General features: G+C 43.4%; 13 protein-coding genes and 1 other RNA gene. 13 read left to right on the top strand and 1 reads right to left on the bottom strand.

The features are described 5' to 3' along the window. Positions 1-26: 26 nt before the first annotated feature. The gene (locus tag L1070_RS05075) at positions 27-2,096 is read right to left on the bottom strand and encodes a winged helix-turn-helix domain-containing protein (protein WP_237124711.1); all 2,070 of its coding nucleotides are present in this window, start codon (positions 2,094-2,096) and stop codon (positions 27-29) included. A 166-nt stretch (positions 2,097-2,262) separates the two neighbouring features. On the opposite strand from L1070_RS05075, the gene L1070_RS05080 reads away from it, so the two are divergent. The 13 genes from L1070_RS05080 (at position 2,263) to rnpB (ending at position 13,446) form a co-directional block, all read left to right on the top strand. Then, positions 2,263-2,436 carry a hypothetical protein gene (locus tag L1070_RS05080; protein ID WP_237124712.1) on the top strand — a complete coding sequence of 58 codons (174 nt, stop codon included), beginning with the start codon at positions 2,263-2,265 and terminating at the stop codon, positions 2,434-2,436. An 88-nt stretch (positions 2,437-2,524) separates the two neighbouring features. Continuing rightward, entirely contained in the window at positions 2,525-2,665 is a 141-nt protein-coding gene (locus tag L1070_RS05085) for a hypothetical protein (protein ID WP_170829091.1), read from the top strand. Positions 2,666-2,680: 15 nt separating this feature from the next. Next, positions 2,681-2,821, top strand: a complete 141-nt coding sequence (locus L1070_RS05090; protein WP_170829092.1) for a hypothetical protein — start codon at positions 2,681-2,683, stop codon at positions 2,819-2,821. Between the two features lie 263 nt (positions 2,822-3,084). After that, a complete protein-coding gene (locus L1070_RS05095) occupies positions 3,085-4,485 on the top strand; it encodes a radical SAM protein (RefSeq protein ID WP_237124713.1) in 1,401 nt (466 codons plus the stop codon). A gap of 6 nt (positions 4,486-4,491) precedes the next feature. Further along, positions 4,492-5,904, top strand: a complete 1,413-nt coding sequence (locus L1070_RS05100; protein ID WP_237124714.1) for a radical SAM protein — start codon at positions 4,492-4,494, stop codon at positions 5,902-5,904. Next, a complete protein-coding gene (locus L1070_RS05105; RefSeq protein WP_237124715.1) occupies positions 5,894-7,285 on the top strand; it encodes a radical SAM protein in 1,392 nt (463 codons plus the stop codon). The genes L1070_RS05100 and L1070_RS05105 overlap by 11 nt, the downstream gene beginning before the upstream one ends. Positions 7,286-7,293: 8 nt before the next feature. Continuing rightward, entirely contained in the window at positions 7,294-8,274 is a 981-nt protein-coding gene (locus L1070_RS05110) for an ATP-binding cassette domain-containing protein (protein WP_070983193.1), read from the top strand. A gap of 3 nt (positions 8,275-8,277) precedes the next feature. Then, positions 8,278-9,066 carry an ABC-2 family transporter protein gene (locus L1070_RS05115; protein ID WP_070983194.1) on the top strand — a complete coding sequence of 263 codons (789 nt, stop codon included), beginning with the start codon at positions 8,278-8,280 and terminating at the stop codon, positions 9,064-9,066. 1 nt (position 9,067) lies between these two features. Beyond that, positions 9,068-9,850 (top strand): ABC-2 family transporter protein, encoded by a 783-nt coding sequence (locus L1070_RS05120; RefSeq protein ID WP_237124716.1) that lies wholly within the window; start codon positions 9,068-9,070, stop codon positions 9,848-9,850. Between the two features lie 16 nt (positions 9,851-9,866). Further along, positions 9,867-10,568 carry an ABC transporter ATP-binding protein gene (locus L1070_RS05125; RefSeq protein ID WP_237124717.1) on the top strand — a complete coding sequence of 234 codons (702 nt, stop codon included), beginning with the start codon at positions 9,867-9,869 and terminating at the stop codon, positions 10,566-10,568. After that, the gene (locus L1070_RS05130; RefSeq protein ID WP_237124718.1) at positions 10,559-11,848 is read left to right on the top strand and encodes an ABC transporter permease; all 1,290 of its coding nucleotides are present in this window, start codon (positions 10,559-10,561) and stop codon (positions 11,846-11,848) included. The genes L1070_RS05125 and L1070_RS05130 overlap by 10 nt, the downstream gene beginning before the upstream one ends. A gap of 3 nt (positions 11,849-11,851) precedes the next feature. Beyond that, entirely contained in the window at positions 11,852-13,045 is a 1,194-nt protein-coding gene (locus L1070_RS05135) for an ABC transporter permease (protein ID WP_237124719.1), read from the top strand. 40 nt (positions 13,046-13,085) lie between these two features. Then, positions 13,086-13,446: RNase P RNA component class A (gene rnpB, locus L1070_RS05140), an RNA gene on the top strand. Positions 13,447-13,481 lie beyond the last annotated feature (35 nt).

Raw genomic sequence — 13,481 nt, forward strand, 5'->3', positions numbered from 1 at the left:
TTTGAACATTGTTTCACTATCAATACTTAAAGAAGTGCCTCAACAACATAACTCAACACAAATTTTTTCGTAATTTTTATCTGACTTTGCCATTCTTCATGCTGAATTGCACTACCACCTTTCACAATTAACTTATTGTTTTCATTGTTTATATAAAACTTGGTCGCGTACTTATCGTATGGAATTGAAAGTGACCTATGAAAGGTATCATTGTTTAAATCAAGTTGATGAAAGGTGACTGATGCTAAGTCATGCTCTGTCCATATCACCATATTGTCTACAAATGTTATTTGCGAGTTGGCTTCCAATTGTGCTTGTTTATTTAATGTTCGTAGCGCGCCTGTTGCCGATCGTAAATATAGTGAGCCATCGTCAGCGACAAGCAGTAACTGACCTTTTGATTCGAAAACATATCGGAATCCTTCAAGTTGGTGTTGTACTTTGACACCGTCCCAATAGTAAACATGCCAAGCGGAGTTAGAGCGAGCGGTAAAGTAGATAGACTCCCCGTCTGCGAGTAACGAGATACTTTGTGGCTGCACATTGCCAAGCGGTACAGAAAAAACATGCAAAGAAGCGTAGTTCACTATTTTCACTTTACCTTGTTCGATGAATGCTAGCGCTTGTGCATCAGCAGCATGGCTAATGTGTGTAATAGGTTGAACTGTTTTATAAATGGAATTTGTGTTGTTGGGGCGAGCATTGTTAAACGAGACGATTTCAGAACTGTCATCATGTCTGGCTAAGCCAATATATTTGTTATCGTCAATTTCGCTGACGAGTAAATTAATATCTTCTGAAAAGTGATAGTAGCTCTTGGTATTTTTACTATTTAAAGGCAACGGAATTTGGTAAAAAAATGATGTTTTTTGCGCGGTGTTGGAGGTGTGAATACGCTGATTGCGTTTATCAACACTGAGCATGTGAACAACCTGCTCAGTTATTATTGAGCGTGAGTCACCCTGGATAGAAAGGTTCTGTATTCCTTTATCGCTGGCGAGAATCACCTGCTCATTATCCAGCCAGTCTAGATCGAATACGGTGCTTTCGATGAGTGTGTGTGAAACTTTACTAAACTCCTTAGTGCTATAGATTTCAAGGGCGGTGGTATTTTGTAAAGTATTGTAGCTAAGTAGTGCTATGTGTTGATTATCTGGAGCTATGGCACCTGCAAAGAAGTGAATAAAAGTCTCTGGATTTTTTATCACACTGCGATGTTGAGCTGTGCTCACATTATATTGATACAAGTTAAATGAATGCGCTTCGTCATCACTGGCGACAAAGTAGAGTAGGCTATCATCTTCAGGTAAAAAGATATCTGCGATGAAGGTAAATTTATCAACTATGGTGGTTGTTTCGCCTGTTTGGATGTTTATGGAGACTATCTCTGAATTGCCTTTTTTTACATCGGAAACATAGAGGGTGCTTCCCGAACCAGAAAACCCCATAGCGTCTGGCCAGGTTACTCCCTTCAATACCGCCTCATCAGTGCCTCGATGTTGATCTCGTAACATGATTGAAAATGTCGGTTCTCCAGATAGTTTTGTTGCGTAAGCGTATTGATTGTCTAAGGCGTAGGCAAAAGCTATGTGCGCTGTGCCAATTCTACTGGTGTTTTGTTGTGGCTCAGAGAGAGTTAGCTGGTTGCTAATTGGTATAAAAGCGATGAATATCATAACCAATGTAAATACGGTACAAACCTGAATAAGCTTATGCCAGTTTCGACTTTTTTTTGGTTCGCTCCAGTAATGACATTCAGCAGGGAGCTGCTCTTTGGTTGGACATTTTTTCGCGGTACAAAAATGTACATCGCAAATCAGTTTATAGCCCCTTTTTGAGATGAGCTGAATATATTTAGGTTGCTTGGGGTCATCATCGAATGCACTGCGAAGTTTACTGATACAGCGCCTGACTGCTGCATCGCTGACCATGACTCCGTCCCAAACCTGATCGTGTAGCTCATTAATGCTCACGAACCTGTCTTTATTCACATATAGATACTCAAGTACTGCAAACACCTTGGGCTCAATATCAATGAATCGTCCATCAATACATATTTTATGCTCTTCCCTTAAAACAATTATTTTTTTCATCATTGTTATTCTAGTAAGTGTTTGGAAAATAAAATCCTTTAAATCAATAAGGTACGCTTTTGTTTGAGAAAAATTTGGAAATATTCATTCAGCTTTTGATTCTAAGGGATTTAGATTTCAAAGAGCAACATAAAAAGCACGTAATTTTTACTTTTGTTAAGGGGTGGAGATGGAGAAGTTTGCAGTATTAAAGAAAATCGCTTCTTTGCCCATTAAGGTACAGCTAAAAGACGCTGATGTTTCGGTCAAACACTTTCGTCACGGATGCGATAACTGCTCTGTAGATACCTGTCAAACTGCTAATCCGCAGAGTGTACAGACGACGAAGTTACCTGAACCGTGAAACTACATTTTTAATGTTGCTGGTGTTTAACCACCCGACACCAGCGACATCGAAAACTTCAAGGGTGGATAGTAAAGGAATAAAAGCAATGTCAGTAAATAAACTAAAAGAAATTGCACAAAAGCAAAACCTTAAAGCATCAAACCAAGCTTTAAAAATCATGCGTACAGAAGGTTGCTCAAGCTGCTGTAGTTTTAGCGACGGTGGCAACTCTCAAAAAGTTCAATAATAGAAGGAGTAAGCTATGAGCACTCAAAAACTGAAAAAGTTGTCTCAGCTTAAGCAGGTTCGTGTAAGCACTGATGCGTTAAGCATCATGCGTACTGAAGGTTGCTCTAGCTGCTGCAGTATGAGCAGTGGTGGCAACTCACAGCAAGTTAAGTAATACCCGGTTCAGGTAGGGGCAATGGTCACCTTCCTGTATTGAGTATCACTTTTTGGGCTAATTACACTAAGTGTTTGCTGTTTGCAGCATCACTTTCCAAAGATGGAAAAGCCGCTTAGCTGAACCGTCTGAGCCCCAAGCAGCACTGTGGAGAAAAAGTGTATCGGTGCTGTTGTCTTATTTGAATACTACTGAGCCGTCACTCAATAGTATTGGATACAAATTTGCGGCGTGTATTACATAACTATAAAAAGGGGTCTGCAATGGTTCCATTGCTAAAACAGGATATTCAGTTAATTCCCAATCAGGACGAAGGAGTGGTTTCTATAGCGCGGCAACTACCTGATGGGTCAGATGCCACGATTCGGATCCATCCGATCCAAGCATTCATCATGGCGTTATTCAATGGTCAAAACGATGAGCTAAAAGTGGCCGAGATTCTTTCAGAGGTCATGAATATTGAAAAGCTGGCTGCAACAGAAGTGGTCGCCAAGTTACTCCATCGATATTCTTTATTCTTCACGAAAGTCACACGCACCGAAACACCACTACTAGATATAGAGCTGGAAACACTTTTGTTTGAAGGTGATGAGGCGCTCATTTTGAGCGGCCGTGAAGATGCGCCAAGCGCCATGATATGGGTGGTGACTGAGGATTGTAATAGGAAGTGCAAATACTGCTACAAAGATGCCAAATATGTTGCCAACGGGCATGCCACGGATATTGCATTTCCGTATGAACGTGTACTTAAAACAATTGATGAGGCTGCTTTGATAGGCGTTAATCGCTTGATTTTCACTGGCGGTGAACCTCTGATGCGGCATGATTTGCCAGAGATCATCGGTCACACCATTGAGCAAGATATTGTGCCTATTGTGATCACTAAAATGCGCGTTGAAGGGCAGTTGATGGCGCGCTTACTCAAAGCTGGTTTGGAGGAGTTGCACGTGAGTCTTGACTCCATTGACGCCAATGATGTGCTAGAGCTGGTTGGGGTCGAAAATGCACTTGAAGACATGCTGGTGACCATCAAAGAGTGCTGTGACAAGGGCATCAAAGTCATACTTCGCCCAGTGATGACTGCTATCAATGTGGATAACCTTGGTGCGCTTATTGAACATACTTATACCATGGGCGTACGGGAGTTTGTGATCGATGTATATGGCAAAACATGTGGTCGACATGAACCTCGCTTTTTGCTGACTAATGAGCGAGAAGAACAGTTAAAAGAAGAAGTTAGAACACTGCAAGCCACTTATCCAAAAGCCAAGATGAGTTTTAACTTTGATATGCGTGATGCCACAGAAGTGAAAGGTTGCATGGAAGGCTTAAAGGGGATAACGGTGCAGCCTAACGGGGTATGCGTCAAGTGTGAACACATTCCAGCAGGGCCACACAACACCTTTGGAGATCTCAATGAAAGTGGGCTTCTAGAGATTTGGATAAGTGAAAAGACCAAAGAAATCGTGGTCCCAAGTCGCAAATTCTTTAAGGGAACATCCTGCTATAAATGTGATTTATTCAGAGACTGCAACTATGTAAGAGGTCGCTGCACTATTTCAGCCAAAGGCAAGTTTGGCACCATTCATGCGCCTGATGTTTATTGCCCGCTCGGTGAGTTCCACGCGAGCCGTGATATTGACGTCAAGATAGTCACGGCATAGGAGCAGATGATGAAAAGGTTTGGCAAACTGGGTTCGATAAGCTATGAAAATGAGCATTATGTACTGGACTACTATCCGCTTGAAGGACAATCACAAGCGCCTTCAATAACGCTTCACCCATTGGTTGTTTACATTCTTTATAGTTTAGATAAACAACATACATTGACTGAGATTGTGGCAGATATTCAAACCAGATTTGATATCGCTCCTGCAGATGCGCAGGAAATTACTGACGATGTTGATGTGGTGTTTGAGTCTCATTTTACTGATGACATAGAGACGAACACGATTACCGTAGATATTGCTCAGTTACAGGCGCAACTTATCACGCTGTCACGTTTTGAAAAAATGACAACGCGCTCTAGCGTATTTCAAGGTAATCGCTCACCGTTTCCATTGTCTTTGCAATGGTTGGTGACAGGTAACTGCAATCGTAAGTGTGTGTATTGTTATCAAGGGGCGCCACTGAGCAGCAAAACAGAGGATTCCACTGTTGATATTAACGTACTGAAAAGGTTGATCCGAGAAACCGCCCAATTAGGTGGTAAAGAAATCATGCTAACAGGCGGAGAGCCACTGCTTAGAGAGGATATTTATGAGGTCATGATTTATGCGCTTGAGCATGGCCTGACGCCCGATTTTATCTCTAAGCAATTTGTCAGTGTTGAAAATGCACAACGGCTCGCACACGCGGGGCTTAAAAATGCGTATTTGAGCATAGATAGCTTGGAAAAAGATTCCGCCACAGCACTAACAGGTATCGGTGGTTTCGCCAAGAAAATATCACAAACTGTGAAGCATTTTGTTGAGGCTGGCATTCGAGTACATGCCAAATCACTGCTTACCTCGCTTAATGCAAATGCTTATCGTCATACGCTGGAGCAGTTAGAGCAATTAGGCGCTTATTCGATAGTGATAGATACCTACTCCGACAACCTACAAAGGCATGATGATGCGCTACATGCATCAGATGAGCAACAGCGTCAGGTTCGCCAAGTGGTCGATGAGTTTATGCTAACCAAGCCGAAGTTACAGGTGGTTTTTCGTAACGAGCAAAAAGCGAAAAGTATGGACTACAGCATAGATGGTTTTGTCTGTCATAACGGTCGTACGCAGCTGCTGTTTTATCCAAATGGCGACATTTCACGTTGTGATAAAAAGTTGCCAGGAGGGGACATGATAGTGGGCAGCGTGCTCAATCAAAGTGTCTATGAGGCTTGGACGAGTAAAGCCATGCTTGAATCGCTCGACCCGCCAAGAGAGAAGTATAAAGGAACGCCTTGTTTTACGTGCGATAGTTTTGACACCTGCAATATCCGTGGTCGTTGTTATTACGGTGCCTACATGTCAACTGGCACGTTGTATGGCCCGCAAGAAGGGGCGTGTAAGTATATGCTAGGGGTGAAAAGTGTTTGTTAATCAATATGTAAGGCTTAAAGAAAAATCAAGGCTAGTCAAGGAGCCCAACCGCGTCATTCTGTTTATCGTTGATAGGGGAGAAAAGTTTGCTTCTCTATTTCCAGTGCATGGTTTGGTGTTGTCGCTGTGTGATGGGCGCAATAGCACCGCAGAGATAAGTGAAGCTCTCGTTGAAATATATGACATGGAATTACTCAAAGCGCAGCATCTGATCACTGACTTGTTTGTTCAAGTTGCAGATTTTATCGAGTCTCAAAGCACACCGTTTGCACATTCAACAGAGCGTTATGATCCTGCAAACTTTATTTATGAGCCTGATGATAAACCGTGGGATAACAAGCTAGAAGTACCCAATACGGTCGTGTGGATGACCACCAATCGCTGTCCGGCGGATTGTGTTTACTGTGTGATCCCAACACTAAAAGCAAATGAAATTGCCCCCTATGAACTAACCACTGAACAAGCGTTTAAGTTTTTAGAAGAATGTGTGTCACTGGGTGTGAAATACATTAATTTGCACGGTGGTGATCCGTTTTTACGCAAAGACATGATTGATATTATTGAGTACTTACTTAGCAATGATGTTTTTGTGGATGTATCCACTAAGATGCCATTACGCGAAAGCCTGATTGAACGGCTTGCTAAAGCTGGGCTAGATACGCTTCAGGTCAGTATCGATAGCCATATTCCTCATCTTGCAGATGCGATAGTTAGGGTGAAGAATTGGCTCCCTAAAATCAACCAAACCATAGAGTTATGCCAAAAATATAATTTGAAGGTGCGCGCTAATATCGTTGTCACTGCAAAAAATATCGATGGCATAAGCAATCTACTACTACATCTGATCGAAGACAAGGGCATTAAAGATATTGGCATGTCTAGCTATCTGCGTTCAGATCATAAGCATGATGATAGCTTGCTGATCTCACACCAGCAGCGAGTGACGCTAGTGCAAGCCGTCAATGACATTGCCGCGCGCTACCCAGATGTTGAAATTGGCAATATCCCCTTGCAAAGCGAGCGAGATGTTTCTTTGTCTATCCCAGGTTTTGGTGCATGTTCAGGCGGAAAAACGGCCTTGGTAATTGGCTCAGATGGTGAGTGTGCGACTTGCGATCGCACTATGCCTTACGAGCAGGCCAGAATCGGTAATGTTAAAGAGTCCACGATTAAAGAAATCTGGAATGGTGAGGCGTTGACTTATTTGCTCAATCCACCCAAAGAGGAATATCAAGGGACGCCTTGTTATGACTGTGATCACTTTAACGCGTGCAATGTACGCCAACGTTGTTATTACCGAGCTCAGCTCATAAATGGTCGACTGTACGCACCAGATTACTTGTGTGCAAAGTTACCAGAACCACCTATCGAAATGTTCTGAGGTGATATATGGAAATCTTACAAGCTAAGTCTGTCAATAAGGTGTTTTATCGCCCCGCGCCTGTCGAGGAGCATAGCGTGGTTGGCAAAATCAGGGGCTGGTTTTCTCCCCCTAAGCAGCAATTTAAAGTGATTGATGATGTCAGTTTAGCTGTGAAAAAAGGAGAGTTTGTTGGCCTTTTAGGCACCAATGGTTCGGGCAAGACCACACTGTTAAAGTTGCTCACGGGTATACTGCAAGCGGACTCTGGACAACTTAACGTGCTGGGCCACCATCCAGTGAAAGAGCGTAAGGCGTATACGCAAAAAATAGGAGCAGTGTTTGGGCAAAAGAGTTTGTTATGGTGGAACGTGGCCATCATTGAGTCATTCCAATTATATGCAGCTATCTACAAATTAAGCCGTAGCGAGGCCAGCCAACGTATAGAAGAGTTGAGCAATTTATTGGGCCTTGAGTCGTTATTAACATCGCCGCCTAAGAAACTGTCTTTAGGACAAAGGATGAAGGCTGAGGTTGCAGCGTCTTTATTACATCGTCCTGAGCTTATTTTTTTAGATGAACCGACTATCGCATTGGACCCTGTTTCTCGTCTTAACTTAATGAATTTCCTGCTACAGCTAAATCGAGAGCACGGCACTACGATTATAATGACGTCGCATAACATGGCGGATGTTCATCACTACTGCCAACGCAGTGTCATCATGAATGCGGGGCGCGTTATTTATGATGGTAGAACTTCCGAGCTTTTATCCTATGAACATTTCAAAATTCTTGAGATCAAAACACTCAGCGCACTGGATGAGCAACTGCTGGCAGGGTTTGAATATGAATTGGTGGAAGATAACTACTACCGTATAAAAACCTCAAATGATCAGGCTAAGGAAACGCTTTCTAGATTGGCGTTTCAACCTCAAGTAGCAGATGTAAGTATTTCACCGCCAAGTTTGGATCACGCTATTCATCACTTTATGACATCTGTCAGGGAGTAGGTTATGGATCTAAAAGTGTTTCTTAGATATTTACAGATGTCTTTCAAAGATTTATCGGTGTTTCGAAGTGACTTTGTGATCAGCATATTACATATATTGATCTATCAAGGGATCTTTATCATCTTTTGGGATGCCTTGCTTGGGCAACTAAACACAAACCTTGGTGTTTGGGATAAGGGTAGTTTGGCGTTGCTGATTTTAGTCGGGTTGGTGTTTTCATCGGCTCGGATGCTATTTTTTGGCTTTACCAGCATGAGTGAAAAAGTGATCAACGGAGATTTGGACAAATACTTATGTCGTCCCATTTCACCGCTTTTAGCATTACTTGCAGAAGACACCAAAATATGGGCCGCTGGGCACTCGCTGCTAACCTGTAGTATTTTGTTTGTGTTACTCAATGAGGTATATAGCTTTGAGTTTGAAGCTAGCAACTTTGTATTGTTTTTGTTTTCAATTATAGCTGGCAGCTTGACGCTGGTACTGATGGAAGGGTGTATTGCGCTCAGTGCATTCTGGTTTGGTAATATAGACAAACTGTTCTATTTGATAAACAGCTTCTCAGACTTTCAGCGCTATCCCATCACCTTATTTCCCAAGTTGTTACAGCATTTTTTGATTTATGTTCTACCCATAGGGCTGGTGTCTTCGGTGCCTGTGATGGTGTTAATGGGAAGTTATGACAACAGCGGTTTATTACTGCTTGCGCAACTGGCTTTATTGGCTGGATGGTTGTCTCTATTTTGCTGGTTATGGCGCTGTGCATTGCGCCGATACGACTCGTTAGGAGGGTAAAATGGGCATTATCAACCTGATCAAAATAGAGCTTAAAGAAGTTGCGCATTTTAGAATGAATTTGTATGCCTGGTTGTTATCACACCCTTTGCAGCTACTGATCATCTATTTGTTGTGGCGCGGTATTTTTCAATTTACCGACTCCATTGCTGGGCTTGGTTTTCAAGATGTGGTGATGTATTACTTTTTGGTGCACTTTATTAATGCCTTTTTATCGAGTGCTTATTCGGTTAACTATCAAGTATGGAGCGACATTAACGAGGGAGGGTTAGATAAATACCTGTGTCGACCATTTGATTACTTAACCGTGATTAGCAGCAAAAATCTCGCAAGGCCCTGTGTCGATGCGCTTTTTGCCACGCCGGTATTAGTGGTGGCGGTGTGGTATTCACAGGTCCAGTATGGAGCGAGTAGTTGGCTGCAATTTTTTATCGCCTGTGTTTTGTCTTTGCTAATACTTATCGAAATTCAAAAGGTGATCGGGCTTTTATCGCTGTGGCTTGAGAAGGTGTTTGGGCTAAGAGATATTCTTTTTAGCGTTATGATGTTGCTGTCAGGGCAGTTGCTACCACTTAGCCTGTTACCTGGTTGGATGGGAAACATCGCGTCCTATTCGCCTTTTGCGGCGCTGTTTCATGCGCCCATTTCTCAAATTATCAACACGGGTGGGGTCGCAGGCCTTGAGGCAATGCAATTACAGCTTTTTTGGCTGATTGTGTTTGCGTTACTAGGTAAAGGGCTATGGATCATTGGCAGGCCAAAGTATCAATCTTTGGGTGGTTAAACTCAGGAAATTTATAATGCAGTCAATTATTAAGGTAAACGCGTTAAGCAAATATTACGACGTGGGAAGCATTCGTACACAAGTGTTTAAGTCGCTGTCTTTTTGTGTCAATGAGGGGGAGTTTGTGTCCATTGTCGGCCCGTCTGGGGCGGGCAAAACGACCTTACTCAATACCATAGGATTACTAGAGCGATTTCAAAGTGGTAGCTTGGCGTTGGCAGGTCACGACGTCAGTAAGCTGAGCGACACTAAGCTGTCAGCCATGCGCAATCGCTATCTGGGATTTATTTTCCAAGATTTCAACTTGCTACCAGAGCTGGATGTGTTGAGTAACGTGATGTTGCCACTTGAAATCGCAGGCGTAAAAACGCAGGACGCAAAAGACAGGGCATTATATCAACTACAAAGAATGGGCTTGCAAGGAAGAGTGCATCACAAGCCGTACTTGCTCTCAGGTGGACAACAACAGCGTGTGGCGATTGCACGCGCTTTGGTTTGCGAGCCAAAAATGATCTTAGCCGATGAACCTACGGGTAACTTAAATTCTCAAATGGCTTTTGAGATCATGCAGTTATTACAAGAAATTAACCGCCAAGGCACCACCATTTTAATGGTGACGCATGATGAAAACCTGTCTAACCTGGCATCACGAAAAATTAGCTTGTCCGATGGTAAAATTGTAGAAGTACAGCCACAGGAGCTAGCCTCATGCGGTTAAGCACCCTAGTTTGTAATCTAAAATCACAATCATTAGTGAATGTGCTGGTGGTTATGTTAATCGCAACGGGGCTGGGTGCGTTTGGCACAACTTACAGTGTCTATCACATTATGTCGAGCAACCCCATGTCTGATGTTCAACACGATACACGTTATGTCACCATTGATGATTGGAGTCCAGACAAAGATTTACAGTGGACACCACCGCTGTTGAGCTATCAAGATGGTACGGCATTGCTACAGTTTTTAGGAGCAAGTAAAGGAGCGCTTACTTATGATTCAAAACTTGTAGCTCAGCAACCAAACTCATCCTATGTGTATGAACTCACCACCAGAGCAACGACGCCTGATTTCTTCAGTATTTTCCATACACAATTTAAGTATGGTGCACCATGGAGTTTTGAAGAGGATGTTAATCGAACCGCGGTGGTGGTGTTATCTTCTCATGCCAACAAAGTATTGTTTGACTCAAGTGACAGTGTAGGGCAACTCGTGTATTTAGACGGTAAAGTTTACACCGTAGTGGGAGTGCTAACTGAGTTTGAAATGACGCCTAAGGTATACGATTTACACGTTGATCCCTATGCCGCAACGGAGGATTTATATATACCTTTTCATACCGCTATTGAGCATGACGTATTACCGCATGGCCGTTTACTTGGCTGGAGAGATGAGCCAATGAGTGGCTTTCGAGATGTCCTGACAACTTCAATGATTTGGCTACAACTATGGGTTCAGTTTGACTCAAAGCAAGATATGGAAGCATTTAATACGGCGCTGGCAGGCTACACTGAGCAACAATCTTTAAAGGGTAGAATGCTCAGAGGGCATAAGCAGTTTGAGTTACTCTCGTCGGCGCAATGGCTAGAGAGAAATCAAGTGGTTAACGGTGATAGCAAGCTACTTTTAATGTTGGCGATAGTGTTTTTAGTGATCTGTCTGGTTTGTGTGAGTGCGTTATTGTTTGCAAGTTATGCAACGCGCCGTCGCGCTTTAAATGTTTATCGGGCACTTGGTGCATCCAAGCGATACGTATCGAGCATGTTGTTTGCAGAGTTAACTTTATTGGCACTAGGCGGCTGTGTACTGGGTATGTTACTGACCGCTCTGGGCTTGAGTTATATGGAGAAGCTGTATGGCAGCAGTTATCAACAGGTTGCAAGTTTAGACCTTACACCGATTGTTATTGCCGCAGTGTGTTGTTTGTTTGGTGTGATTCTGGCGAGTGTGTTGCCAATTAGCCAATGCTGCCACAGCAAGAGCATTTATATTCGCAGGTAAGCTATGAACATAAAAACAATGATGAAGTTTATTCACTACCGTAAGCTACCATTTGCCATGATGGCATTTATTATAGCATTGGCGGTAATGGTGCTTGTTAATGCGCTGGCAGTGTTACTTAAAACACATCAGGATATCGAGCAAACTCCGTATTTGGGAGCAAACACTGTTGCATTATGGGTTAAGTATCTGGAAGACGGTGTGGATCACAGTGCACAAGCGCAAGCCGATAGAGATGCGTTATTGTCTTTGCCAGACGTTGATGTGGTCAGTTTTGCTACGCCTACCCCATATGGCGGCGGGGGGCCTGAGATGACGCTAGAACGCGGTAATGGTCAAGACGAGATAAGTGTCAGCGTGTTTTATGCTGATGAATACTTTTTACCTGCACTAGATATTGAGTTGGTCGCGGGGCGTAACTTTAACGCATCTGAAGTGGTGCCAGCAACAGCTGAAGATGCGCTACAACCAACCTTGGTTATCATTAATCAAACACTAGCAAGTAAGCTTTTCGGGGATGATTCACCGTTGGGCAAAACGATACAAAACGCCGCTCAAAGTTACACTGTGATTGGTGTTTTAGACCCTCTGGTAGGAGCCAACTTTAAGGCACAAAGAGGTAAGTTTACCCTTGTACTACCTCAGCAAAAGCTCGGGAAATGGACATCCATGTTGGTACATACAAACAATCCACAAAGCATACAATCATTATCGCAGAAGCTAGCTGATGTGATTTATGCTCAGCCAGTAAAGCGCTTGCTCACACGCAATGAGCCTTTATTAGCACAGCGTTCACTGGGATTACAAAAGGAAATGGCTTTGGGGGCAATATTAAAAGCAGTGATAATGGCATTTTTACTGGTGGTGTTCGCAGCCGTTTGGGGTGTAGTGAAATTTAACTTCGTTGCGCGTAAAAAATCGATGGGTATAGCCAGAGCACTGGGGCTTAGCGCTAACCGACAGATGGCGATGGTCACCTTGGAGTTTTCGTTGGTGTGTTTAGCTGGTGTACTCATAGGTACGTTGTTGTCTGTGTTTTTCGCAAATTGGTTTAATGAAGCGTTTGCGATAGCGAGAGTGAGCAACTGGCTTATGTTGTTGATAGGCATCGCCATGTTGGTGTTGGTGAACTTGGTAGTACAGTTTCATTTAGCGCAAACCCAAAAATCGAGCCTAGCTGACATAATTTATCACTGAAGCTATAGGCATGTATCGAGATTCCGCGTATAATCCGCGCCGAGTCGGCTGGATAATCGCTGCCTGTGACGAAAATGATCAGGGGGAGGAAAGTCCGGGCTCCACAGGGCAGGGTGCCAGCTAACGGCTGGGGGGCGAAAGCCTACGACAAGTGCAGCAGAGAGGAGACCGCCAACTTTCGGGTTGGTAAGGGTGAAAGGGTGCGGTAAGAGCGCACCGGGCCGCTGGTAACAGTTGGTTGCAAGGTAAACTCCACCCGGAGCAAGACCAAATAGGGTTCCTTATGGTGTGGCCCACATCGGAACCGGGTAGGTTGCTTGAGCCTAGGAGCGATCCTAGGCCTAGACGAATGATTATCGCTCGCAAGAGTACAGAACCCGGCTTATAGGCTGACTCAATAATTTTAGTAGCCGCTTGATTTGCTTATGTAAGTCAA

The sequence above is a fragment of the Pseudoalteromonas sp. MMG022 genome (genome assembly GCF_021654245.1).
GTDB lineage: Bacteria > Pseudomonadota > Gammaproteobacteria > Enterobacterales > Alteromonadaceae > Pseudoalteromonas > Pseudoalteromonas amylolytica.